The organism is Nonomuraea sp. NPDC048882, assembly GCF_040649755.1.
In the GTDB taxonomy this organism is placed as follows: Bacteria; Actinomycetota; Actinomycetes; order Streptosporangiales; family Streptosporangiaceae; genus Nonomuraea; species Nonomuraea maheshkhaliensis.
In genome coordinates this window covers 634,509-658,549 of record NZ_JBEZGB010000001.1, presented here as the reverse complement: position 1 = coordinate 658,549, position 24,041 = coordinate 634,509, and the positions used below count along the sequence as shown (strand labels likewise).

The window sequence follows — 24,041 nt, the reverse complement described above, 5'->3', positions numbered from 1 at the left end:
CTCGCAACAGGCTCAGTACATCGGCCCGAGCTGGTCGAGCACCGGCGACACCAGCGCGTTGAGCTCGCGGGCCAGCACCGTCACCGCCCGGTGCGCGCTCTGCTCGACCTCCTCGTGCGGCCCCTCGGGCTCGGGCGGCAGGTCGTCCAGCGGCACCGGCGCCTCGACGAGGAGGGAGGCGCGCAGGAACGGGATCCTGGCCAGGTCCTGCTGGGTCGGCTCGACGTACTGGCCGAAGGTCTCCTGCCAGCCCAGCCAGCCGCGGTCGCGCCACCACGTCCGCGAGCGCCGCAGCTCCTCCGGCAGCGGCGAGACGACCCTGACCCGCGCGTAGAGCGTGCCGTCCCAGGTGTTGCGGTGGCAGGTCGCCTCCAGGATGCGCCGGTCCCACCGCACGTAGCCGGGGTCGAGGAACGGCGGCGCGGCCAGCCGCCACGCCGTGCAGGCGAAACGCACCGGCGCGATGTCACCCCACTCGAACTCGTCCAGGTTCTTGCGGACGTGTACGGCATAGCGCCCGTCGCGGTCCCTGTCGAACTCCTGATCGATCCAGAACGCCTTGCCCATGAGCACTACGCTACGGCGCTCCCCGGGTTCTACGCGTGAGGACGGGAGATCTCGGAATGCCCTGTGACGCGCGTGACACATGTGTAGCTTTTTCACATTGTTGGATGACCTTGGAGTGAATGATGGCGTCGGAGCAGCTTGACGCGGCCATGAGCCACTGGAAAGCGGGAGACCTCGACCAGGCCGCCGTGCTGTTCAGGCAGATCGCGGCCACGGGTGACCCGGAGGCGTCCCATCTGCTGGCCGGGCTGCTGATGGAGCAGGGGGACCTGGAGGGTGCGGAGGCGGCGCACAGGTCGGTGATCCAGTCGGGCGACCCCGTGTTCGGGCAGCGTTCGGCCATCGCCATGGGCATGATGCTCGTGACGGCCAAGGAGTGGGCGGCGGCGCACCGGGTGCTGATGATCGCCTCCGACGGGGCGGATTTCGAGGTGGCCGCGCTCGCGGACACCGCCCTCGTGCTCGTGCTCACGCAGCTCGGCGACGAGCCGGGCGCGCAGGAGGCGCTGGAGCGGGCCCGCAGGTGTGACAGCCCTTCCGTGGCGGAGCTGGCCGCCCGGCTGGAGCTGCCGGACTTCGAGCAGGACCCGGCCTCGGCCAGGGATCTGTACGAGGTGGCCGAGACCGAGGACGACTACCGGGCGCTGCTGACCTGCGGCGACCCTGAGGTGGTGTCGCTGTCGGCGTTCAAGCTCTACCAGGCGTACGCCGACGAAGGGGAGTTCGGCGCGGCCCGCGAGGTGTGCGAGCACGCCATCGCCGTCGGCCATCCCGATCACCTGGCCATGGCCCACAGCCTGCTCGGCGCGGTGCTGGTGGATCTGGGCGAGTACGCCGAGTCCGCCGCCGCCTACCGGGTGGCCGCCGAGGACCCCAGGCCCGAGTTCCGGCTGCCCGCGCTGATCGAGCTGGCCAAGGCGACCGCGCAGCTCGGCGACGTGGCCGAGACCAAGGCGATCTTCCACCGGGTGATCGCCAGCGGCCAGCGCGAGTACGCCGTCCAGGCGCACGCCTGCCTGGCCCAGATGCACACCGAGGCGGGCGAGAGCGCCGAGGCACTGGCCGAGCTGCGCGCCGTGCTGGAGGCCGGCGAGAACGAGTGGACCTCGATCTGCGTCGCGCTGCTCGGCATGCTGCACGACGCTCATCAGGAGGTACGCGACGAGGTCGTGGAGCTGGCCGGGCTGGCCGCGGCCAGCGAGGACCCCGACACCTCCTTCAAGGCCGCGCTGCTGCTCGAGCACGCCGCCAGGCAGCAGCCGCTGGCCGACCCCGTCGCGGAGCAGGCGCTCCAGGACATCGACGACGGCCTGGCCCGGCTGCGCGAGGGAGACCTGGGCGAGGCCAGGCGGCTGTTGCGCGGAGCCGTCGACTCCGAGGCGCCCGCCGAGTCGTCGCGGGCCATGGTGGCGCTGGCCCAGCTGGAGCTGGGGGAGGGCGACCGGGAGCAGGCCGACGAGCTGCTGACGTACGTGGCCGAGGGCGACGACGTGGCCCAGGGGCTGCACGCGACGTTCCTGCTGCACCTGCTGCGCGAGTCGGGCGAGGAGCCGCACCCCGTGCTGGCCGCGATCTTCGCCCACCAGCGGCTCGGCAGGGAGGAGGGCCTGACCCGCTACGAGGCCGCCACCGAGCATCCCGACCTGTCGGTCTCCGCGATCGGCACCGCCGTGTTCGCGCAGATGCTGGCCGTGCTCGGGTACGACCTGTCGGAGACGGCGGCCATGTTCGCGCGGGCGGCGGACAGCGGGGACCCGCTGGCGCTGTCGTACACGGCGTTGATTCGCAAGGACCTGCCCACGGGTGCCGACCAGCCGGTCGAGTTGCTGCGCCGGGCCAGGGCGGAGGGGCATCCCGTGCTCGCGCCGTGGGTGGCGTACCAGCTCGGCGGGCTCGTCGAGGAGGACGACCCGGCCGAGGCGCGGGCCGCGTACGAGTCGGTGCTGGAGTGCGCGCACCAGGGGCTGCGTGTCGAGGCCGCCGCCGGGCTGGTCGGCGTGTACGAGAGGCAGGGCGACCTGCTGGCCGCCTGCCGCCTGCACGAGCGGCTGATCGCCGAGGGCAGGCAGGACCGCGCCGCGCTGCCGCTGGCGTTCGCCCGGGTCAGGCTCGACGACGTCGAGGCCGCGCGGGCCGCGCTCGCCCTGACCTCCGACGAGGTCGGCGCGTTCGGCGCGCTGCTGCTCGACCAGGACTTCGAGGCCGCGCGGCGGGCGTTCCCGCAGGACGACGCCCCGGCCGCGATGGCGACGGCGCTGGCCATGGAGAGCGCGCACGCCTGGCAGCGCACGGGCGCGGCGGTCGCGGCCGACGGGGCGCTCGCGCTGGTCGCCGCGGTCGGCGAGCCGCGGGACGAACGGCAGCGGGCCGGCTGCTTCCTCGGCGCGCTGCGCGGCGAAGCGGGGGACCAGCGCGGCTCGGTGGCGGCGTTCTTGGGGGCTCTGGGCGAGGACGAGCGCCTGAACGACGTGGCGTTGCGCTCGGCCGGTCAGGTCCTGCGGGAGCTGGGCGAGCACGCCGAGGCGGTGGAGACGCTGACCCGGCTGCGGGGAGCGGACGGCGACCCCGGCCTGACCCTGATGATCGGTGACTCGCTCGTGGCCTGCGGCCGGGCGGAGGAGGCGCGCGAGCTGCTGACCGAGACGTTCGGCGCGGACGCGACGCTGCACCTGGCCACCTTCCTGCGCGAGCACGGCGACCCCCAGGCGGCGCTGGCGGCGATGAAGGCCGCGCCGCCGCGTGTGAGCGGCGAGTCCCAGCGGCTGCTCGGCGGCCTGCTGGCCGAGACGGGAGACCTGGAAGGGGCGAAGGCGGCGTTCGAGCTGGGGGCGGCCGTCGATCCCGGGTCCGAGCCCGAGACGATGCTGGCCGCCGGCCGCTGCCTGATGGAGACGCCGGAGGCCGACGCCGCGCGCTTCGCGCTGGAGCGGGCCGCGGCGCAGGAGGAGGATCCGTTCCGCGCCGCCGTGGCCGCGTACCTGCTGGGCCGGGGTGACGAGGAGGACCTGCCCTGGGTGCTGGCGGCGGAGGGCGACAGGGAGGGCGCGCTGGCGGCGCTGACCGAGCGGACCGGGTCCGAGCTCGTGGCGAAGGTGCTGCTCGCGATCCAGGCCGGTGAGGTGGGAGACCTGCGCGGCCCGCTGTCCGAGCTGCCCGTGCAGGACCGGACGGAGGCCCTGCGCGAGCTGCTGGCGCACGCGCTGGAGTCGGACGCCGGCACGGCCGAGCCGATCTTCCGCCTGGTGGCCGAGCTGGGCGAGCCCGAGCTCGCGGCCATGGCCGGGATCCGGCTGAGCGAGATCCTGTCGGACGCCGGCGACCAGTGCCGGGCCGAGCTGTGGCTGCTGCCGGCGACCGAGGTCGAGGCGACGGCCGAGTCCGCCTGGCGCTACCTCGCCACCGTCCGCCGCCGTCGTGGCGACCTCGGCGGCGCGATCGAGGCCGCCCGCGCCGCCCTGCCCGCCACCGCCTCGCTCGTCGCCGAGCTGCTGGAGGAACGCGGCGAGTACGACGAGGCACGGTGGCTGCTGACCGAGGGCGCGGCGGCCGGCGACCTGGACTGCCACCAGAGACTGCTCGTCCACCTGCTCCAGCGGGAGGACTTCGACGCTCTCGTGGCCCAGGCCGAGCAGGCGGTCGGCACCGGCGACCCCGAGACCGTGGCGCTGGGCTACTGGACCTGGGCCGACGCCCGCAAGGCCATGGGCGACCTGCCGGACGCGGCCCTCCTGTACGTCAGGGGCGTCGAGACCGGATTCCCCGGCATCACGCCGCGCATCCGGGTGGACCTCGCGCTGACCCTGCGCCAGCTCGGCGATGCCGCCGGGGCCGACCGGGAGGTGCGCCTGGCCGTGGAGTCCGGCGACCAGGGCACCGCGGCGCGAGCCGGTGTCCTGCTGGGGGTCTGGCTGCACGAGGACGGCGACCACCTCGGCGCGGCACGGGCGTTCGCCGCCGTGGCCGTGAGCGGCGACGGCGACTTCACCCAGACCGCCATGAACAACCTCGACGCGCTCGCCTACCAGGCGTGCCGGCGCGGCGAGCACGCGCTGGCCGTCGAGGTGCTGTCGATGGCCGGCCCGACGGGCGAACAGGCCGGTGCGCAGCTCAGGGAGCAGGCCAGGGAGCTGGGCGACATGTGCGAGGACCCGGTGGCCGTGCGGGCGTACTACGAGCTGGCCGGTTCCGGACCCTTCACCGAGCTGCGGATCGCCGAGCGGCTGGAGGAGCTGGAGCAGACGGACCAGGCCCGCGCGATCTACGAGGGGCTGAAGGACCACGACGACGCCGACGTGCGGTTCGTGGCCGGCGGCAGGCTGCTGTCGCTGCTCGACGAGGAGGGCGACGCCGCGGCCTTCTACGACCTGGCCGAGCGGCAGGCGGGCGACGCCGACAGCCCCGGGCAGGGGGTGTTCGGCAGCCTGTTCGGCATGCTGCAAGGTCAGCAGGGTGACACCGAGGCGGCGCTGCGCACGCTGCGCGCGGCGGCGGAGAGCGGCGAGCCGACCGCGCTGAGCCTCTTCGCGCAGGCGCTCGTCGAGACCGGGGAGGTGGAGGAGGGCCGGCAGGTGTACCTGCGGGTGCTGGACGCCGGCGACGCCGACCTCGCCGCGCGGGCGATGGTCGCGCTCGGCCAGACCTACCACGACGAGGACGAGGAACAGGCGCGCGGGTGGTACCGCAGGGCCGTCGAGGAGGGCGAGGGGCACACCGGCGCGGTGGCCGCGATGTACCTGGGCGCGCTGGCCAAGCGGGCACGGGACTTCCCGGAGGCGCTGACCTGGTACCAGCGGGTCATCGACTCGGGCGACTCGGAGTCGGGGATGGCCGCGGCGCACCTGGGCGAGCTGTGCTACTGGCTGGGGGACCGCGACGGGGCACTGCGGTACTACGAGCTCACGCTGGGGCTGAGCCGGCAGGACGACCTGGTGGCCGAGGCCGCGTACCGGCTCGGCGAGATCCGGTACGAGCGCGGCGACCTCGAGCTGGCCCGCCGGCTGCTGACCACGGCCGTCGACACCGGGGACGCCTCCTTCGCTCCTCAGGCCGAGGCGCTGCTGGGCAAACTTGCCGTTAATTAAATGACCAAATAGTCTCATCCAGTCAAACAAATGGGGTGAGACGGATGGCACGAGCGGGAAGACCGCCGCAGGATCCGGCGCGCCAGATCGAGCGGGCGCACCGGATCCTCGACGCGGTCGCCGAACTGGTCCTGCGCTGGGGCTACGACAAGACCACGATCGACGACATCGCGCAGCGGGCCGGGGTCGCCAAGGGCACCATCTACCTGCACTGGAAGACCCGCGACGACATCTTCGCCGCGCTGCTGCGGCGCGAGCGGGTGGGCCTGGTCGAGGCGGTCCGCGACCGGGAGCCGGCCACGCTGAGCGAGTTGTTCGGCGAGTTCTCCCGGGCGCTGCTGCGCCGGCCGCTGCTGCACGTGGTGCTGAGCGGTGACTCCGAGGTGCTCGGCAAGCTCACCCGGCAGAAGCGCGAGAACGCGGCGCGGCTGCGGATCGACGGTCCCTTCGAGGCGTACGTGGCCCGGCTGATCGAGCTCGGCGCGGTGCGCGAGGAGCCCGGCCACCATGTGCGGGTGATCACCTCGATCGTCTACGGGTTCCTGTTCCTGCCCGGCGGACTGACCGCAGGGCCGCCAGACGAGTTGTCTGACGGGCCGGCCGATGGGGGCCGGCCGTCAGACGACCGCGTCGCCGACCTGGTGGCCGACACCATCGAGCGGACCATGAGCACGGGCAAGCCACTGGACGCCGCCGCCGAGAAGGCCGTCGCGGACGCCACTCTCGCCTTCCTCGACGCCGCGGCCGAGCTGGCCGGCCGCAAGCTCGCGGCGTCCCTGGGCACCGAGCCCGTGAGCACAGGGAGGCGGGCGAAGTGAAGACCGTCATCCCCCTCGGCGACGCCGCCGCCGACCTCGCGACCGCGGGCGGCAAGGGTGCCTCCCTGGCCAGGCTGACCAGGGCCGGGCTGCCCGTGCCCGGCGGCTTCCACGTCACGACCGCCGCCTACCGGGCGTTCGTGGCCGGGTTCCAGGACGCGATCCTGCGCGCCGCCGTCACCGACCCCGGCTCCATCCCGGCGCTGTTCGCCGCCCACGAGGTGCCGGGCCCGATCGCCGACGAGATCCTGCGGGCGTACGAGGAGCTCGGCCAGGACGTCCCGGTGGCCGTGCGCTCGTCGGCCACCGCCGAGGACCTGCCGGACATGTCGTTCGCCGGCCAGCAGGACACCTACCTCAACATCCGCGGCGACGCCCTCCTCGACGCGGTCAGGCGCTGCTGGGCCTCCCTGTGGAACCCGCGCGCCATCGCCTACCGCGACACGAACGGCGTGCCGCACGACGACGTGGCCCTGGCCGTGGTGGTGCAGGAGCTGGTCGACGCCGACGCGGCCGGCGTCATGTTCACCGCCGACCCCGTCACCGGCGCCCGCGACGACACGGTGATCAACGCCTCGTGGGGGCTGGGCGAGGCGGTCGTCGGCGGCCAGGTCACGCCCGACACGATCGTGGTGTCCGGCGGCGCGGTCACCTCCTCGCGGGTCGGCGACAAACAGGTCATGACCGTACGGACCGAGTCGGGTACCGAGGAACGGCCGGTCCCCGCCGGCCTGCGCGGCGCTGCCGTGCTCGACGACGCCGAGGCCGTGCGGCTGGCCGCGCTCGGCGCACGCATCCAGGCCCTGTACGGCACCCCCATGGACGTGGAATGGGTCCGGCGCGACGGCGCGTTCGCCATCGTCCAGGCCCGCCCGATCACCGGCATCAAGCCGCAGTTCGAGGAGTGGAACGACAGCCTCAAGGGCGACTACCTGTGGACCGGCGGCAACCTGGGCGAGGCCATCCCCGACGTGATGACGCCGATCACCTGGTCGTACGTGCGGCTGTTCATCCACGAGGCCATGTCGGCCGCCTCGATCCCCGGCTTCGACCTGGTGGGCAACATCGGCGGCCGCTTCTACATGAACCTGAGCGTCGTCCACTCCATCGCGGGCGCGCTGGGCATGAGCGGCCGGCTCTCCGCCGTCGAGCAGGTCTTCGGCAAGCTGCCGCCCGGCCTGGAGGTGCCGCGCGTGCCGGCGTCCCGCTGGGAGATCGTCAAACGCGTCCTGCCCATGGCCGTACGCCTGCGACTCCGGGTGCGGCGCAACCTCAAGGGCATGCGCGCGTTCCTCGACACCTCGCAGCAGCGCTGCGAGGAGCTGCGCGAGCGCGTGGCCCGCACCACGTCCGGCGCCGAGCTGGCCGAGCTGTGGGAACGGGAGATCAGGCCGCACCTGATCACCGCCTGCCGCATGCTGGAGGCGGCCGGCCGCCAGGGCGGCGCCACCCTCGTCTACACCCGCGACCGGCTCTACCGGATGATGGGCGAGGCGGACGCCGAGGCCATGCTCACCGGCGTCAACGCCGAGGGCGAGCTGGCCAGCATGGGCCCGGTCATCGGCCTGTCCAGGCTGGCGCGCGGCGAGATCACCAGGGACGAGTTCGCCCGCGCGTACGGGCATCGCGGACCCCACGAGTTCGAGGTCTCCGTGCCGCGGCCCGGCGAGGACCCCGGCTGGATCGACGCCCAGCTCGCGGGCCTGCGCGACCTCGGGGCCGACACCCAGGCCCTGCTCGCCCGGCAGCGGGAGGCGCGCGAGGCGGCCTGGGCGCGCTTCGCCCGGCGTCATCCGGGCAAGGAGGCCCGGATGCGGGCCAGGGTGCGGCGCTGGAACGCTGTCGTACGCGATCGGGAGAGCACCCGGTCGGAGACGATACGGGCGTTCTGGGTGCTGCGGGCCTTCACCGTCCGGGCCGGCGAGCTGACCGGGGCCGGCGACGATGTGTTCCACCTCTACCTGGAGGAGCTGCTCGATCTGCTGCGCGGCGACCGGTCCGCGCTGGAGCGGGTGCCGTCGCGGCGGGTCACCCACGAGCGCTACGCCTCCCTGCCGCCCTACCCCGTGCTGATCGTCGGCCACTTCGACCCCGTGCGCTGGGCGGCCGACCCGGGACGCCGGGCCGACGTCTACGACGCGCGCGGCCCGGGGGCGCCGGTGAGCGACACCGTGACCGGCTTCCCCGGCGCGCCCGGCGTGGTCGAGGGCGTCGCCAGGGTGCTCTCGGGACCCGAGGACGGCGACCGGCTCAAACCGGGCGAGATCCTGGTCACGACGCTGACGAACGTGGGCTGGACCCCGATGTTCCCGCGCGCCGCCGCCGTCGTCACCGACATGGGCGCCCCGCTGTCGCACGCCTCGATCGTGGCCCGCGAGCTCGGCATCCCCGCCGTGGTCGGCACCGGCAACGCCACCATGCGGCTGCGCGACGGCGACCGGATCAGGGTGGACGGGGAACGCGGCACGGTCGAGTTGCTGGCGTGAAAAGTTCCCGCCAAGTCGCTCGCGCGGGCCGGGTGGCGTGTGATCCCGTCGAGGACCATGATCGAACAGTGGATGCTCGAAGACGAGCGCGAACTCGAAGCGCGTTGTGCCCGGTTCAGGAACGCCCAGCAGGCGCTGGAGCACAAGGACCGGGAGGAGGCGGTTGAGCGGCCCGGCGAGATGGGGCCCGCGGCGTGACTGGGCCGACCTGCCCGCCCCGCTGGTAGCGGAGGCCGAGCGCCGGCTGGGCGCCGTACGGGGGTTCGAGCCGCGGCGGGGCGGCTTCTCGTACGGCGTCCTCGGCGTGCTCACCCTCGACGGCGGGCGGCGCGTGTTCGTCAAGGCGACGCCGGCGGACGCGGACCACGCGGGCGACTACCGGTCGGAGGCGGTGATCAGCGCCGCCCTGCCCGCCGAGGTGCCGACGCCGCGGCTGCTGTTCTCCTGCGAACGGGACGGCTGGGTGCTGCTCTGCTCGGAGGAGGCGCCGGGCCGGGTGCCGCACGAGCCCTGGCGGCCCGCGGAGCTCGCGGCGGCGCTCGACCTGCTCACCGCCTGCGCGGCCCCGCTCACCCCCGCACCCGTGGACGGCCTGCCGACGGTGGCCGAGCGAATGGCGGGCCGCTGCGAACTCTGGCACGCCCTCGCCACGAACGGCGGGGCGGCAGGCGACGGAGACCGGGCTCGGGCCGGGGCTCCGGGGATCGGCGCCGCTCCGGAGATGGGTGCTTGGGAGCGTGCGCACCTGGACCGGCTGGCGGCGGTCGAGCGCACCTGGACGTCGCTGGTCACCGGCGACACGCTGCTCCACTTCGACCCGCGCTTCGACAACATCGTCATCGACGCGCACGGCACGGCCCGCTATGTGGACTGGGGCCGCGCCTGCGTCGGACCGGCCTGGACGGACCTGGTCTGCCTGCTGCTGGAGTCCGACCTCGGCACCCCCGATCCGGAGGAGATCTTCACCGCGCACCCGCTCGGCCGGGCCGCCGACCCCGAGCGGGTGGACGCGCTGCTGGTGGCGCTGGCCGGCTACTGGACCCGTACGGCCGCCCTCCCGGGCCCCGCACACGCCCCGCACCTCCAGCAGCGACGCGAACACTCCCGGCGAGCCACACTGAGCTGGCTCCGCATCCGCTGGGCGGCGGGCGAAGGAGGGCGAGACCGGGGGTGCGGCGCGGGCTCAGGAGGGTGAGACGGTGGTGTGGCGTGGCGGGATGAGGTTGTGCCCGCCCTGGCTCAGCGCGTTGACGAACAGGCGCTCGCCGCCGGGGAGCCCGGCCAGCCTGAGGATCAGGTCGCGGGCCACGATACGCCAGCGGTGTGAGGGGGCCATCCACTGTATGAACCGCCGGCCGAACCGTTGCACCTCCGAGATGACCGGCGTCAACCGCTCCTGGTAACGGGCCGGCGCGTCGGCCGGATCCACCTCGGCAGACGTCAGCTCGTCGGCCAGGACCCACGCCGCCGCCATGGCCATGGACGCCCCGTGCCCGGCGAACAGCGACACCGCCTGGCACGAGTCGCCCAGAAGCACGATCCGGCCCCGGTGCCAGCGTCCCATCACCACCTGCGTCACCAGGTCGTGGTAGAGATCGGGCGGCTCGGGGCAGCGCGCCAGCACGTCCGGCAGGATCCAGCCGACGTGGCCGAAGTGGCGGCGCAGCGCGGCGGCGGGGTCGGCGGGCAGTTCGGGCTCGGGCTCGCGGCGTAGAAACAGCAGCGCGAGCCGGTCGTCGCCGAGCGCGTACGCGCCCGCCATGAGACCCGGCTCGGTGAGCATCTGGTAGCGGACGCCCACCCGGCGGCTCAGCTCCGCGTCCGTCAGGACGCAGGCCGCCACCTGATGCCCGAGATAGCGCGGGGCCACGTCGCCGAACGCCAGCTCGCGCACCCGCGAACGCGCGCCGTCCGCGCCCACCAGCAGGTCCACCTCGCGCGATGTGCCGTCGGTCAGCCGCACCGATACCCGGCGGCCGTCCTGCTCGGCGGCCTCGACGCTGGTCCCGTACGTGACGGGCGCGCGCACGTCGTCGGCGATGATCCGGGCCAGGTCGCCACGGAGCAGGCTGAGCACTCCCTCCAGCCCGGCCCCGAGCTTGAGCCGGCTGCTGGGCCGCCCGGAACGGTCGACGTAACGGACTTCGTCGACCGGGTGGCGCGCCTCCGTCAGCCGCTCCCTCAGCCCCATGCGCCCGGCCACCTCAAGACCCGGGGCCGTAGAAGTCGATCAGGTAGCCGCCCTCGCGGAACGCCCCCGCCCGCTCGACCAGCTCCACCTCCCAGCCGGAGCGTTCGAGATGCCAGGCCAGCGTCAGCCCGGCGATGCCGGCGCCGCAGATCAGAGCCTTCACGCTTCCGTCCTCCTCGTGCTGGTACGGGGACCGCTCGCCGGGTCGGGAGCGGTCTGTCCTGCGGTGAACATGGCGCGCAGCGGCCCGGTCAGCGCGGCCGGGTCGAGGCCGGGGTCGAGCGCGCGGTGCAGCATGATCCCGTCGAGCGAGGCCGCCAGCAGCGCGGCCGCGGCCTCCGCGTCGCCCCGGTAGCCGCGTGCGGTCAGCCAGGACGCCACGACCGCGCGGAAGCCGCCGATCTGCACCCCGAGCCGCTCGCGAAGCTCCGGCAGCCGGGTCGAGGCGAGGAACATCTCCAGGATCAGCAGCGAGGCCGGGTCGGCGCCGCTGTACCGCGACAGCTCGCCGAGCAGCCAGTCGATCCCCTCGCCGATGTCCGGTCGTGCGGCCAGCTCGGCGGCGAGGCCGTCGAGCAGGCCGGCGGCGAAGCCGAGCCCGGCCGCGACGAGCAGGTCGGTGACGGAGGCGAAGTGGTAGTGGACCACGCCGGGCGCCACCCCCGCCCGCTCGGCGACCATCCTGGTCGTGACGCCGCCCCAGCCGACCTCGGGGACGAGGGCGACGGCGGCGTCGAGCAACCGCTGCCGGGTGGTTCTGCCGCGTTCGGCGGAGTGGGTCGCCATGGTCTCCTCTTTGGACGGATGGCTTGGGCGATCGACTTGGGCAACTGTCCAAACATTACCCCATGGCAGACCGGCGCTGCGTAAATCGGTTGCCGTTCGGGGAGACGGTCTGATGTGCTTTCCGGCGGCCGAACGCCCATTGCCGCGACCGTGGCGATCACTGTCGTGGCCGAACGACCCGGAGGAGCCCCGATGCGCCAGGCGTCCATGTCCCACACGAAAGAAGGAGTCGGCCGATCAGAGGACATGACGTTCGTTGCGTATGCTCAACTTGGGAATCTTGGCGCATGTAGACGCCGGTAAGACCAGCCTGACCGAGCGGCTGCTGCACGCCGCCGGGGTCATCGACGAGGTCGGCAGCGTCGATGACGGCAACACTCAGACCGACACCCTTGCCCTGGAACGCAGGCGCGGCATCACCATCAAGTCGGCGGTCGTGTCCTTCGCCGTCGGCGACACCACGGTCAACCTGATCGACACGCCGGGCCATCCCGACTTCATCGCCGAGGTGGAGCGGGTGCTGAGCGTGCTGGACGGCGCCGTCCTGGTGGTGTCCGCCGTGGAGGGCGTGCAGGCGCAGACCCGCGTGCTCATGCGCACGCTGCGCCGCCTCGGCATCCCCACGCTCGTCTTCGTCAACAAGATCGACCGCCGTGGCGCCCGTTACGACGGCGTCCTGCGCGAGCTCGCCGCCAAGCTGTCCCCTTCCGTCGTCGCCATGGGCGCGGTCTCCGGCCTCGGTACGGGTTCCGCCGCGTTCACGCCGTTCGACGGCCAGGCCGCGTTCGCCGAGGACCTGGTGAACGTGCTCGCCGCGCAGGAGGACGCGCTGCTGGCGGCGTACGTGGACGACGAGAGCTCGATCTCCACCGCCCGCCTGCGCGCGGAACTCGCCGACCAGACCGGCCGGACGCTGGTCCACCCGGTGTTCTTCGGCTCGGCCGTCATGGGGGCAGGCGTGGAGGCGCTGATGGCGGGCGTCAGGGAGCTGCTGCCACCCGCCCAGGACGACCCGAACGATCCTGTCTCGGGCACCGTTTTCAAGATCGAACGGGGTCCCGCAGGGGAGAAGGTCGCCTACGCCCGCATCTTCGGCGGCACCCTGCACACCCGCGACCGGCTCCACTTCGACGACCGACGTGAGGGTAGGGTCACTGCGATCAGCGTCTTCGACGGCGGCACGTCCGTGCGCTGCCAGGACGTGCCCGCCGGCCGGATCGCCCGCCTCTGGGGCCTGACCGACGTCCGCATCGGCGACCGGCTGACCCGCCCGGAGGACCAGGACACGGCGGACGCGGGCCCCAGCGCCAGGCGAGCCTCCGCAGGGCACTTCGCGCCGCCCACGCTGGAGACCGTCGTGTCGCCCGGTCGCGCCGCCGACCGGGCCGCGCTGCACCTCGCGCTGAGCCGGCTCGCCGAGCAGGACCCGCTGATCGGCCTGCGCCAGGACGACCTGCGCCAGGAGGTGTCGGTCTCGCTCTACGGCGAGGTGCAGAAGGAGGTCATCCAGGCCACGCTCCTGGACGACTTCGGCCTGGAGGTCACCTTCCGCGAGACCACCACCATCTGCGTCGAACGGCCCGCCGGCACGGGCGCGGCCTTGGAGGTGCTGGGCAAGGACCCCAACCCGTTCGTCGCGACCGTCGGCCTGCGCGTCGAGCCGGGCGGGGCGGGTGACCCGACGGGCGGGGGAGTGGAGTTCCGGCTGGAGGTGGAGCTGGGGTCGCTGCCGTACGCGTTCATGAGCGCGATCGAGGAGACGGTGCACGAGACCCTCCACCAGGGCCTGCACGGCTGGGAGGTGCTGGACTGCGTGGTCACGCTGACCCACGCGGGATACTCGCCTCCGTCGAGCGTCGCGGCCGACTTCCGCAACCTCGTCCCGCTGGTGCTGATGGACGCGCTGAGGCGGGCGGGCAGCACGGTGTACGAGCCGATGCACCGCTTCCGCCTGGAACTGCCGCCCGACACGCTGGGCCCGGTGCTGCCCGTGCTGGCCCGGCTCGGCGCGACCCCGCGCACCCAGCGCTCCTCCCTGGTGGAGGGGCTGATCCCGGCGGCAAGGGTGCACGAGCTGGAGCGGCGGCTGCCGGGGCTGACCAGGGGCGAGGCCGTGCTGGAGTCGGATTTCGACCGGTACGAGCCCGTGCGCGGCCCGATCCCGCGCCGCCCGCGCTCCGACCACAACCCGCTCGACCGGAAGGAGTACCTGCTGCACGTGGCACGCCGGGTCTGACGCGCCCAGGCCCGTCCCCCAGAGCCCCCGTGCCGCCCGCACCCCATGGGCGGCTCGGGGGCGGCGGACGGTCAGACCTGCCGCAGGTCGGGATCGGTGGCCACCACGACGACGGCGAGGTACCCGTCTCCGTCCTGCACGACATGAGCCAGCATGTCGTCCTTGAAGACGGGATCGTTGCCGTTGAAGGTGTCGCGCGCCTGGTCGTGCCCAAGGTAAGGAGCCTGAGTCAGCACCCGCCGGTTGAGGCTCTCGTCGAACATGAGCTCCGTGCACAGAGCACGCCGATCGTCCACGACCACCATCGCGTGGATGTGCACGGTACGTCCCGGGTACCAGCCCGGCCAGATGGTGGTGAAGCGGACGACCCCGCCCGCGTCGGCGATCTGCACCCCGCGCAGGTACCGCTTGCGGTCCGTGGGCCGCAGGTCGGCGAACTTCGTGTCCGGATTGATCTTCGCCTTGCCGTCCTTGCCCCTGTCCTTGAGCGCGTCGAGCGACTCGGACTCGGCGCCCGAGTAGAGCCCGGCGGCGTCGCAGTGCCAGATCTCCACCACGGCTCTGGGCAGCGGCCGGCAGGAGGAGCCGTCCTGGACCTTGATCGCCAGCCGCAGCCGGACGCCCTCCCGGTCCTCGCGCAGGTCGCTGCGGATCGCGCCGGTCTCGAAGTAGTAGGGGCCCTGCATCGTGCTGGGCGCCAGCCGGCACGTCCTGGCCTTGGCGAACAACGCGTCCGCCTTGGCGTGGGTGTCGGGGTCGAAGACGGTGGCCGGGTCGTCCGTCAGGGTGACGCCGAAGCTGGGATCGCCGGCGGTGAGCAGGCCGCCGAGGCCGATGGTGCCGATTCCGGTGATGAGCCGTCGCCGGCTGACCCGCCGGTCTTCGCGTTCGTGTACCACGGAAGTTCCTTGGAGATCAGGAGCTACTCCTCGGAACCTCTCATGCGCCGGTGGACTTTCCGCGCAGGCGCGCGGCACGGCCACGTCATGACATCGGACGAAGAAAGTCGCCGAAACCCTTTTCGATGATACGAAACTGTAACCAAAAACGGTTGAGCTGATCAGCGCCGCCGCGTTCGCCTCTCCGCAGGTCATGACACTTGCAACAACGTGCAGGAGTCGATTGACAGACCCGGCCTCGGCGATCTACGTTCCCGAAAACCTTTTAGGTAGTCCCGGGCTCATCATGTTAGCGCTCACATCCACAAGGGGCCACTCATGAGACGACGATGGGCGGCGGCCCTCGCCGCGGCACTCCTGCTCCTCCCCGGCACCGCGCGGCCCGCACTGGCGGGCCCGCCGATCACCACCGCGATCTACACGGCCGACCCGGCCGCGCTGGTCGCGGGCGACATCCTGTACCTCTACACCGGCCACGACGAGGCCCCGACCGGCGGCACGAACTTCGTCATGCGCGACTGGCACGTCTTCACCACCTCCGACGCCACCACCTTCACCGACCAGGGCGCCCGGCTGAGCCTGGCGACCTTCCCGTGGGCGGGCGGGGACGCCTGGGCCAGTGAGGTCGAGCGCGGCGCCGACGGCCGCTACTACTGGTACGCCTCCGTCAACGGCAGAGGCCCCGGCTGGATGGACATCGGCGTGGCCGTGGGCGACAGCCCGCTCGGCCCGTTCACCGACGCCAAGGGCGGCCCACTGGTCAGCGACAGCACCCCGAACTCCTCCCCGCTCAACATCGACCCGACCGTCTTCACCGACGACGACGGCCAGGTCTACCTCTACTGGGGCTCCTACTACGGGCTGCGCGCGGCCAGGCTCAACGCCGACATGACCTCGATCAACGGCCCGGTCATCACCCCGAGCGGCGTGTCGAACTTCTGGGAGGCCCCCTGGATGTTCAAGCGCGCCGGCGTCTACTACCTCGCTTACGCGGCCAACGACTCGGCCTGCTCGGCGCCCGGCTACGCGTGCGTGCGCTACGCCACCGCGAGCAACCCGATGGGCCCGTGGACCCACCGCGGGATCGTGCTCGACCAGGTGAGCTCGACGACCAACCATCCGGCGATCATCGAGTTCAAGGGCCAGTGGTACATGGTCTACCACAACGCCGCCAGTCAGGGCGGGGGCGACTTCCGCCGCTCGGTGACGATCGACCAGCTCTTCTTCAACGCCGACGGCACCATGCGGAAGGTCGTGCAGACCGGCGGCCCGGTCACCCCGGGCAACCTGGCCGCGAGCGCCACCCCGTCCACCTCGTACGTCTCGCCCTGGGAGACGCTCGGCGCGATCAACGACGGCCACACCCCGGTCAGCTCGGCCGACCACAGCCACGGCGCCTACGGCAACTGGAACCACCAGGGCACCGAGTGGCTCGAATACCGCTGGCCGGCCGCCCGGACGATCTCCAGATCCGAGGTGTACTGGTTCGACGACGACCTCGGCATCGACCTGCCCGCCTCCTGCCGGCTCCAGTACTGGAACGGCAGCGCCTACGTCGACCTGCCCGGCTGCGGCGTGGCCGGCAACACGTTCAACCCGACCACGTTCAGCCCGGTCAGCACGACCAGGCTGCGGCTGAACATCACCTCCAGAACCGGCTACTCGACCGGCGTGCTCGAATGGAGGGCCTTCTCATGAGGCGCGTCCTGTCCGCTCTGCTGCTGATCGCGGCCTTACTCGTCGCCGGCGCCCCGGCGCACGCCGACCAGACCATCGGCTACCCCTCCTTCGGCGGCCCCGCCGTCCCCGCGCCGCCGGGGGCGTACACGACCGGCGACATGATGAGAGCCATCTACGACGCGGAGAGCTCCGGTACGGACTTCTGGATGGACCGGCTGCTGGCCAGGCCCGGCAACGACCCGGCGGGCACCTGGCTCATGTCGCGCGGCCGGGCGCTGTTCATGAAGACGCACACGCCGGGCACGCTCGGGTTCGCCGGGCAGGCCGCGTACTGGGAGAGCATCAGCAACAACCACGCCTTCACCGTCGCGCTCACGCCGGGCACGTTCACCGAACAGGTGAGCTCGCGCTGGCAGGCGCCGAGCCACTGGAAGAGCCGGCACACCAGCGGCTCGATCACCGTCAACCAGACGAAGTTCATCACCGACAACAACGTGGCCGTGGCCAACCTGGCCGTCACCAACGGCGGCGCCAGCACGACCACGCTGCAGCTGCGCGCCACCTCCCCGTACGCCACCACCGGCTCGGGCGCCGAGCTGACCGGCCAGGTCAACGCCTACAACAACCTGACCACCCTCTACCCGCGGCTCACCTGCGACGGCTGCGCGGTCTCCAGCGGCGGGCTCAACCGCTCGCTCACGATCGCCGCCGGCGCCACCGTCACGGTCAAGGTCGTCATGGGCTTCGTCACCAGTGAGATCCCGGCCTCCCGCACCGAGTACGACGCCTACGCCGGCTACTCCGCCGCCACCGCGTTCGCCACCCACGTGCGCGCCTACAACCGCTGGTGGGCCGAGAACGTCCCCTACATCGACGTGCCCGAGCCGGCCATCAAGAAGAACATCTACTACCGCTGGTGGCTGATGCGCTTCAACCACCTCGACGCCGACATCCCCGGCCAGACCTTCCAGTTCCCCACCTCGACCGAGGGCGTGCTCGGCTACAACAACGCCATCGCGCTGACCCAGCCCATGCACATCGACGACCTCAAGTACCTGCGCGACCCGATCTACTCCTACGGCGACTGGCTGAGCGTCGGGCAGACCTCCAAGAACGGCCGCTTCCTCGACAACCCCGGTGATCCGGAGAACTGGTCCAACAGCTACACCCAGTACATCGGCGAGGCCGCCTGGAAGAGCTACCAGATCCACGGCGGCCAGCCCGGCATCGCCGCCAACCTGGCCCGCTACGCCGAGCAGGACGTCAAGGGCCAGCTGTCCCACTACGACACCGACAACAACAAGCTGATCGAGTACGACTGGGGCGCCCTGACCGGCAACGACGCCGACGCCGTCTCCTTCCACTGGAAGCCGGGCCGGATGGACCGGGCCGAGAGCGCCTACCAGTACAGCGGCGCGCTGGCCGCCGCCCAGGCGTATGAGACGGTCGGCAACACCGCCAAGGCCGCGGAGATGCGCACGCTCGCCACGCAGATCCAGAACGCCATCGTCAACGTGCTGTGGAACCCGGGCCGGCAGCTCTTCGAGCACCGGCTGAAGTCCACCAACGAATGGGTGCCGTGGAAGGAGATCAACAACTACTACCCGTTCGCTGTCGGCGCGATCCCCAACACCAGCACCTACAAGCAGGCGCTGCGCCTCTTCGACGACCCGGCCCAGTATCCGATCTTCCCCTTCTACACCGCCAACCAGGCCGACAAGGCGGCCTCGGGCACCGGCAGCAACAACTTCTCCACGATCAACTCCACCGTGCAGTTCCGCCTGCTCTCCTCGGTGCTGCGTAACTACCCGAACGAGTGGATCGACGCGACCTGGTACAAGAAGCTCCTCTACTGGAACGTCTGGGCCCAGTACGTGGGCGGCAACACCCAGTGGCCGGACGCCAACGAGTTCTGGGCCGACTGGAACGGCTCCTCTATCACCTACCGTTCCTGGATCCACCACAACATCCTCGGCAGCGGCAACTGGACCGTGATCGAGGACGTCGCCGGGCTGCGGCCACGCAACGACGCCAAGGTGGAGCTCTCGCCGATCGGCATCGGCTGGACCCACTTCACCGTCAACAACCTGCGTTACCGCGGCGCCGACCTGACCATCGTCTGGGACGACCCGGCCGACGGCGTCGTCCGCTACCCCGGCGTGCCCGAGGGCTACTCGATCTACGTCAACGGCACCCGCGCCGCCACGGTCTCCTCACTCGTGCCCTTCACCTGGGACCCGGCCACCGGAACGGTCACCACGAGCGGCACCGTCACCCACCACGTCGCCGTCCCGGGCCTGCGCTCGCCGGCCCAGGTCGTCCACAGCGGGGCCCGCATGGTCGACCTGCTCGCCAAGGCCGGCGTCGACCTGACCGCCGACCTGCCCAACCTGGCCGCCGGCGCCACCGCCACGGCCTCCACCACCGCCTCGGGCAGCTCGGCCGCCGGCGCCGTGGACGGCTTCCCGATCAACGAGCCGTTCTGGGGCGGCACGACCGCCGGGCAGGACTGGTACGAGCTCAACTTCGGCACGGCCCGCACCCTCGACGAGATCCGGCTCCACTTCAAGGACAGCCGCCCGGCCAACTCGACCTACCGGGCGCCCGCGTCGTACGACATCCAATACCACAACGGCTCGGCTTGGGTCAGTGTGCCCGCGCAGACCAAGACCCCGGCCGCGCCGCGGGCCAACTACAACCTCGTGCGCTTCCCCGCCGTCACTGCCCAGCGGGTACGGGTGCTGGCCACGGCCGCCTCCGGCGCGCGGACCGGACTCACCGAGATCAAGGCGCACAACCGGGGCGGCACGCCACCGCCGGCCAACCTGGCGGCCGCGGCCACGCCGACCGCGTCCTACACCTCGTCGTGGGAGAGCGTGGCCGCAGTCAACGACGGCATCGACCCGCCCTCCTCCAACGACACGGTCAACCCGCGCTGGGGCTGCTGGCCGCAGACCGGCCAGCAGTGGGTGGACCTGACCTGGTCCTCGGCCCGCACCCTGAACCGGGCCGAGGTGTACTTCTTCGACGACGAGCAGGGCATCGACATGCCGGCGTCGTGGAAGCTGCAGTACTGGAACGGCAGCGCGTACGTGGACGTGCCCGGCGCCTCGGCGTACCCGCTGACCAAGAACGCCTACAACTCCGTCACCTTCACCGCCACCGGCACCACCCGCCTGCGGGTGCTGCTCACCGGGACCGGCACCAGCTCCGTCGGCCTGCTGGAGGTCAGGGCCTACGGAACCTGAGGTGCCAACGCGAGGAGCGCTCCCGATATCGGGGGCGCTCCTCCTCTTGACGGCACCCGCGCTGCGGGCGCACGATCGCGTGCATCGGGGTAATGACATTCTCACTTTCGGTGACATGGCGCGGCGTCGTCGGGCAAGCTGCTGTAACAAATCCGGCCGATAGGTGGCGATCGCATGGTGGGCAAGTGGCAGGCAGGCAACCTCCCGGCGGAGCTGACGAGCCTGATCGGCCGCCGCGCCGAGCTCGAACAGGTGCGCCAGGCCGCCCGGCGATCCCGCCTGGTCACCCTCACGGGGGTGGGCGGTGTCGGAAAGTCCCGCATCGCGCTGCGCGCCGCCGCCGACCTGCGGCCCCGGTTCAGCGGCGGAGCCTGGCTGGTGCAGCTGTCGCCGCTCGTCGACGGCTCGCTGCTGCCGCACGCCATCGCCGAGGCGCTCAGGCTCACCGACCAGACCACCCGCCCGATGGTCGAGGTGCTGGCCGAGCACCTGTTCGACCGGGAGGTCCTGCTCGTCCTCGACACCTGCGAACACCTCGTCGGCGCCTGCGCCACAACGGTCGAGACGCTGCTCGACGCCGTGCCGGGGCTGTGCGTGCTGGCCACCAGCCGCCGCCCGCTCGACGTGACCGGCGAGCTCGTCCACGTGGTCGACCCGCTGCCGGTCCCGCCGCCCGGCACGAGCGCCGGTCTCGGTGACGCGGTGGCGCTGCTGGCCGAGCGCGCCGCCGAGACCGTGCCCGGCTTCGACCTCGCCGACCAGGACCAGGACGCCGTCATCCGGCTGTGCCGGCGGCTTGAGGGCATCCCGCTGGCGATCGAGCTGGCGGCGGCGCGGCTGCGCGAGATGCCGGTCGAGCACCTGGCCGACCGGCTCGACGACCGATTCGCCACGCTCCGCGACGATCCCGCCGCGTCAGCCGATCCCGCCGCATTAGCGGATCCCGCCACGCCGGGCGCGTCCGGCGAGACCGGCCCGCCGTGGCACCAGGCGCTGCGTACCGCCATCGGATGGAGCCATGAGCTGTGCGAGCCCGCCGAGCGGCTGCTGTGGGCGCGGCTGTCGGTGTTCGCCGGCGACTTCGACGCCGAGGCCGTACGCCGGGTGTGCGCGGACGAGCTGCTCGCGGAGGCCGACATCGGGCAGCTGCTCGACGCGCTGGCCGAGGAGTCCATCCTGACCTGGCTGCCGACCGGTGCGGGCGAGCGCTACCGCATGCTGGACACGCTGCGCGAATACGGCGCGGGCTGGCTGCGCGGCCTCGGCGAGGAAGAGCGCTTCAAGCAGCGCCACCGCGAGCACTACCTGTCGCTGGCGAGCAAGGGCGCCGCCGGCTGGCTCGGCCCCGGCCAGATCTCCTGGTACGACCGCATGGTCGGCGAGCACGACAACCTGCGCGCCGCCATGGAGGTCGCCCTCGGCGTCAAGGACGGCCTGCCCGCGCTGGAGCTGGCCGGGACGCTGGCCTTCTTCTGGTACGGCTGCGGCTACGCCAAGGAGGGCCGCCACTACCTGCGCCAGGCCCTCGACCTGGACACCAGGCCGGGACCCGCGCTCGCGCAGGCGCTGTGGGCCGACGGCCTGCTCGCGGCCACGCAGGGTGACGCCGACGCGGCCGAGGCCAGGGCCGCGGAGTGCGAGCTGGCCGCCCCCGAAGGCGACCCCTACGCCGCCACGTGCGTCAGGGCCCTGCGCGCCTCCGCCGGGGTGATCAGGGGCAACCTGGTGCAGGCGATGGCCGAGTCTGAGCCCTCGTACACCGCTCGCTGGAGCGGCGAGCCGCTGACCATCGCCGGCCTGCTGGCGCTGCTGTGCCGGGGCCACGCCTACACCGTCGACAACCGCATCGACGACGCCATCGCCGTGCTGGAGGACCTGCGCTCGCTCTGCGACGAACGCGGCGAGCAGCTGATGCGCTCCCACGGCGACCTGCTGCGCGGCCAGGCCGAGCTGAGCGCCGGGCGGCTCGACGCGGCCGTCTCCTACGGGCAGGCGGCGCTGCGCACCAAGCGGCGGCTGCACGACAGCTTCGGCATCGGCATGACCGTCGACCTGCTGGCCCTGGCGGCGGGCGCGGCCGGGCGGGCCATGCGCGCCGCGCGGCTGCTCGGGCTGGCCCAGCGGATCTGGAGCACCCACGGCCAGGCCCAGGCCAGTGTGGCGGCGTGGGTGGCGGCCAGGAAGGGCTGCGAGGCGCAGGCCCGCGACCTGCTCGGCGACAACGCGTACACGGTGGCCTACCAGACGGGGTTCGACAGCGACATCGACGCGGGCATCGCGTACGCGCTCGAACCCGAAGGCGAGGGCCTGCACAACGGCGGCCCGCTGAGCTGACCCTCGCCCCGGCTCTCCGGTCGGCCCAGGACCGGCAGACCCGCGCCCGCGCCCGCTCAGCGCTGCCGGGCCGGGCGGATGACGAGTTCGTTGACGTCCACGTCCGCCGGCTGGCCGATCGCGTAGGCGATGGCGTCCGCCATGCTGGAGGGCGGGATCGTGTCCTTCCTGAAGTCCCGCATCGCCCCTTGGGCCAGCGGGTCGGTGATGGAGTCGGCCAGCTCCGACTCCACCACGCCGGGGGAGAGGGTGGTGACCCGGATGCCCGGGTCCAGCTCCTGCCGCAGCCCTTCGGTGATCGCCCAGGCGGCGTACTTCGTCCCGCAGTAGACCGCCCCCGTCGGCACCACCTCATGGGCGCCGACCGAGGCGACGGTGACGAAGTGACCCTCGCCCTGGCGCTGGAAGTGCGGCAGGGTGGCGGCGATCCCGTACAGCAGGCCCCGCACGTTCACGTCGATCATCCGGTCCCACTCCTCGACCAGCAGCGCGTCCAGCCGGGACAGCGGCATCACGCCGGCGTTGTTGACGATCACGTCGATGCGGCCGTGCCGCTCGGCGGCGGCGTCGGCGAAGGCGGCGACGTCGCGCCGGTCGGTCACGTCGAGGCGGCGCACGTCGGCCTCGCCTCCCGCCGCCTCGATCGCCTTCGCGATCGTGGCCAGCCGGTCCTCGCGGCGCGCGCCGAGGACCACGCGGTGGCCGTCGGCGGCCAGGCGCAGCGCGGTGGCCTCGCCGATGCCGCTGCTCGCGCCGGTGATCAGAACGACCTTGCTCATGATGTTCCCTCCTGGGTGGGGTAGTCGGCGCTGAGCGTGAGCTCGCGCCAGGTGTCGAAGACGGTCGCGAGCGTGCCGAGCCGGGCCGTGGCCACGTCGTAGGCGACCTTGCCGAGCAGCAGCCGCAGCGGCGGCTCGTCGGCCTGGACCGCGGCGATGATCGCCGCGGCGCCGCGTTCCGGGTCGCCGGGCTGGTGGCCGTAGGTGGCCAGGGTCGACGCGCGGCGCGCGCCCGCGGTCTTGAGGTAGTCGCCGATGCTGATCCCGGACTGCCGCATGGACGACCCGGACCAGTTCGTACGGAACGCGCCCGGCTCCACGATCGTGACCCTGATGCCCAGCGGCCCGACCTCGGCCGCCAGCGACTCCGACAGCCCCTCCACGGCGAACTTGGTCGCGTGGTAGTAGCCGGTGGCGCCGAAGGCGGCCAGGCCGCCGAGCGAGGACAGGTTCACGACGTGGCCGGAGCGGCGGGCGCGCATGCCGGGCAGCACGGCCTTGGTGACGTCCACCAGGCCGTGCACGTTGGTGTCGAACAGGGCCCGCACCTGCTCGTCCTCGCCCTCCTCGATCGCGGCCAGATAGCCGTAGCCGGCGTTGTTGACCAGCACGTCGATCCGGCCGAACGCCCGGTGCGCCTCGGCCACGGCGTACTCGATCTGCTTGGCGTCGGTGACGTCGAGCGGCAGGGCGAGGGCGCGGCCGGGATGGCGTTCGACCAGGTCGGCCACCTGATCAGGGTCTCGGGCGGTGACCACGGCACGCAGGCCGCGATCGAGGACGGCGGCGGCCAGCGCACGGCCGAGGCCGGTCGAGCAACCGGTGATGAACCAGACGTGGGTGTCCTGCATGGTGTGAGGTGCTTTCTGATGGTTTCGCGGCATGGTCGTATGGCGCGCCGGCGAAGGTCGCCGCGCGGTGGACGGGATGGCTCAG

General features: G+C 72.5%; 16 protein-coding genes. 9 read left to right on the top strand and 7 right to left on the bottom strand.

Annotation, left to right across the window (positions count from 1 at the left end):
* Positions 1-12: 12 nt before the first annotated feature.
* Positions 13-567 carry a hypothetical protein gene (locus AB0C27_RS02765; protein ID WP_357836790.1) on the bottom strand — a complete coding sequence of 185 codons (555 nt, stop codon included), beginning with the start codon at positions 565-567 and terminating at the stop codon, positions 13-15.
* A 149-nt stretch (positions 568-716) separates the two neighbouring features.
* Here AB0C27_RS02765 and AB0C27_RS02760 point away from each other — a divergent pair, with 149 nt between their 5' ends.
* The 5 genes from AB0C27_RS02760 to AB0C27_RS02740 are packed head-to-tail and all read left to right on the top strand — an operon-like array spanning position 717 to position 10,147.
* Entirely contained in the window at positions 717-5,648 is a 4,932-nt protein-coding gene (locus AB0C27_RS02760; protein ID WP_357836787.1) for a tetratricopeptide repeat protein, read from the top strand.
* Between the two features lie 44 nt (positions 5,649-5,692).
* Positions 5,693-6,466, top strand: coding sequence for a TetR/AcrR family transcriptional regulator (locus tag AB0C27_RS02755; protein WP_357836784.1), 774 nt, complete (start codon positions 5,693-5,695; stop codon positions 6,464-6,466).
* Positions 6,463-8,952 (top strand): PEP/pyruvate-binding domain-containing protein, encoded by a 2,490-nt coding sequence (locus AB0C27_RS02750; protein ID WP_357836781.1) that lies wholly within the window; start codon positions 6,463-6,465, stop codon positions 8,950-8,952. Before AB0C27_RS02755 ends, AB0C27_RS02750 begins: the two co-directional genes overlap by 4 nt.
* Before the next feature lie 57 nt (positions 8,953-9,009).
* The gene (locus tag AB0C27_RS02745) at positions 9,010-9,150 is read left to right on the top strand and encodes a hypothetical protein (protein ID WP_346103869.1); all 141 of its coding nucleotides are present in this window, start codon (positions 9,010-9,012) and stop codon (positions 9,148-9,150) included.
* Positions 9,116-10,147 (top strand): phosphotransferase, encoded by a 1,032-nt coding sequence (locus AB0C27_RS02740; protein ID WP_357836777.1) that lies wholly within the window; start codon positions 9,116-9,118, stop codon positions 10,145-10,147. Before AB0C27_RS02745 ends, AB0C27_RS02740 begins: the two co-directional genes overlap by 35 nt.
* Here the strand turns inward: AB0C27_RS02740 and AB0C27_RS02735 are convergent.
* Genes AB0C27_RS02735 through AB0C27_RS02725 form a run of 3 tightly spaced genes read right to left on the bottom strand, consistent with a single transcriptional unit; the run spans position 10,136 to position 11,929 of the window.
* Complete coding sequence (locus AB0C27_RS02735; RefSeq protein WP_357836774.1) at positions 10,136-11,143, bottom strand: FAD-dependent oxidoreductase; 1,008 nt, start codon at positions 11,141-11,143, stop codon at positions 10,136-10,138. The two genes, AB0C27_RS02740 and AB0C27_RS02735, sit on opposite strands and share 12 nt — an antisense overlap.
* Positions 11,144-11,156: 13 nt before the next feature.
* Positions 11,157-11,306 carry an FAD-dependent oxidoreductase gene (locus tag AB0C27_RS02730; protein ID WP_357836772.1) on the bottom strand — a complete coding sequence of 50 codons (150 nt, stop codon included), beginning with the start codon at positions 11,304-11,306 and terminating at the stop codon, positions 11,157-11,159.
* On the bottom strand, positions 11,303-11,929 hold the full coding sequence (locus tag AB0C27_RS02725) for a TetR/AcrR family transcriptional regulator (RefSeq protein ID WP_357836769.1): 627 nt from the start codon (positions 11,927-11,929) through the stop codon (positions 11,303-11,305). Before AB0C27_RS02725 ends, AB0C27_RS02730 begins: the two co-directional genes overlap by 4 nt.
* A gap of 262 nt (positions 11,930-12,191) precedes the next feature.
* Between AB0C27_RS02725 and AB0C27_RS02720 the strand changes: the two genes are divergently transcribed.
* The gene (locus tag AB0C27_RS02720) at positions 12,192-14,165 is read left to right on the top strand and encodes a translation factor GTPase family protein (protein ID WP_357836766.1); all 1,974 of its coding nucleotides are present in this window, start codon (positions 12,192-12,194) and stop codon (positions 14,163-14,165) included.
* 71 nt (positions 14,166-14,236) lie between these two features.
* Here AB0C27_RS02720 and AB0C27_RS02715 read toward each other — a convergent pair whose 3' ends face one another.
* Positions 14,237-15,064: a hypothetical protein gene (locus AB0C27_RS02715; RefSeq protein WP_357836763.1), complete on the bottom strand. Its 828-nt coding sequence runs from the start codon at positions 15,062-15,064 to the stop codon at positions 14,237-14,239.
* Between the two features lie 318 nt (positions 15,065-15,382).
* Here AB0C27_RS02715 and AB0C27_RS02710 point away from each other — a divergent pair, with 318 nt between their 5' ends.
* The 3 genes from AB0C27_RS02710 (at position 15,383) to AB0C27_RS02700 (ending at position 22,326) form a co-directional block, all read left to right on the top strand.
* On the top strand, positions 15,383-16,762 hold the full coding sequence (locus AB0C27_RS02710; protein ID WP_357836760.1) for a glycoside hydrolase family 43 protein: 1,380 nt from the start codon (positions 15,383-15,385) through the stop codon (positions 16,760-16,762).
* Entirely contained in the window at positions 16,759-19,992 is a 3,234-nt protein-coding gene (locus tag AB0C27_RS02705; protein ID WP_357836758.1) for a hypothetical protein, read from the top strand. The genes AB0C27_RS02710 and AB0C27_RS02705 overlap by 4 nt, the downstream gene beginning before the upstream one ends.
* Positions 19,993-20,166: 174 nt before the next feature.
* Positions 20,167-22,326: an ATPase gene (locus AB0C27_RS02700; protein WP_357836755.1), complete on the top strand. Its 2,160-nt coding sequence runs from the start codon at positions 20,167-20,169 to the stop codon at positions 22,324-22,326.
* A 56-nt stretch (positions 22,327-22,382) separates the two neighbouring features.
* On the opposite strand, the gene AB0C27_RS02695 is transcribed toward AB0C27_RS02700, so the two are convergent.
* Together AB0C27_RS02695 and AB0C27_RS02690 are read right to left on the bottom strand one after the other, a co-directional pair.
* The gene (locus AB0C27_RS02695; protein ID WP_357836752.1) at positions 22,383-23,105 is read right to left on the bottom strand and encodes an SDR family oxidoreductase; all 723 of its coding nucleotides are present in this window, start codon (positions 23,103-23,105) and stop codon (positions 22,383-22,385) included.
* The gene (locus AB0C27_RS02690) at positions 23,102-23,956 is read right to left on the bottom strand and encodes an oxidoreductase (protein ID WP_357836749.1); all 855 of its coding nucleotides are present in this window, start codon (positions 23,954-23,956) and stop codon (positions 23,102-23,104) included. The genes AB0C27_RS02695 and AB0C27_RS02690 overlap by 4 nt, the downstream gene beginning before the upstream one ends.
* Positions 23,957-24,041 lie beyond the last annotated feature (85 nt).

Coding starts and splice junctions, on each gene's coding strand:
- AB0C27_RS02765 (WP_357836790.1), bottom strand. CDS start 567: ATGGGCAAGGCGTTCTGGATCGATCAGGAGTTCGACAGGGACCGCGAC.
- AB0C27_RS02760 (WP_357836787.1), top strand. CDS start 717: ATGAGCCACTGGAAAGCGGGAGACCTCGACCAGGCCGCCGTGCTGTTC.
- AB0C27_RS02755 (WP_357836784.1), top strand. CDS start 5,693: ATGGCACGAGCGGGAAGACCGCCGCAGGATCCGGCGCGCCAGATCGAG.
- AB0C27_RS02745 (WP_346103869.1), top strand. CDS start 9,010: ATGATCGAACAGTGGATGCTCGAAGACGAGCGCGAACTCGAAGCGCGT.
- AB0C27_RS02735 (WP_357836774.1), bottom strand. CDS start 11,143: ATGGGGCTGAGGGAGCGGCTGACGGAGGCGCGCCACCCGGTCGACGAA.
- AB0C27_RS02725 (WP_357836769.1), bottom strand. CDS start 11,929: ATGGCGACCCACTCCGCCGAACGCGGCAGAACCACCCGGCAGCGGTTG.
- AB0C27_RS02720 (WP_357836766.1), top strand. CDS start 12,192: ATGCTCAACTTGGGAATCTTGGCGCATGTAGACGCCGGTAAGACCAGC.
- AB0C27_RS02710 (WP_357836760.1), top strand. CDS start 15,383: ATGAGACGACGATGGGCGGCGGCCCTCGCCGCGGCACTCCTGCTCCTC.
- AB0C27_RS02705 (WP_357836758.1), top strand. CDS start 16,759: ATGAGGCGCGTCCTGTCCGCTCTGCTGCTGATCGCGGCCTTACTCGTC.
- AB0C27_RS02700 (WP_357836755.1), top strand. CDS start 20,167: ATGGTGGGCAAGTGGCAGGCAGGCAACCTCCCGGCGGAGCTGACGAGC.
- AB0C27_RS02695 (WP_357836752.1), bottom strand. CDS start 23,105: ATGAGCAAGGTCGTTCTGATCACCGGCGCGAGCAGCGGCATCGGCGAG.
- AB0C27_RS02690 (WP_357836749.1), bottom strand. CDS start 23,956: ATGCAGGACACCCACGTCTGGTTCATCACCGGTTGCTCGACCGGCCTC.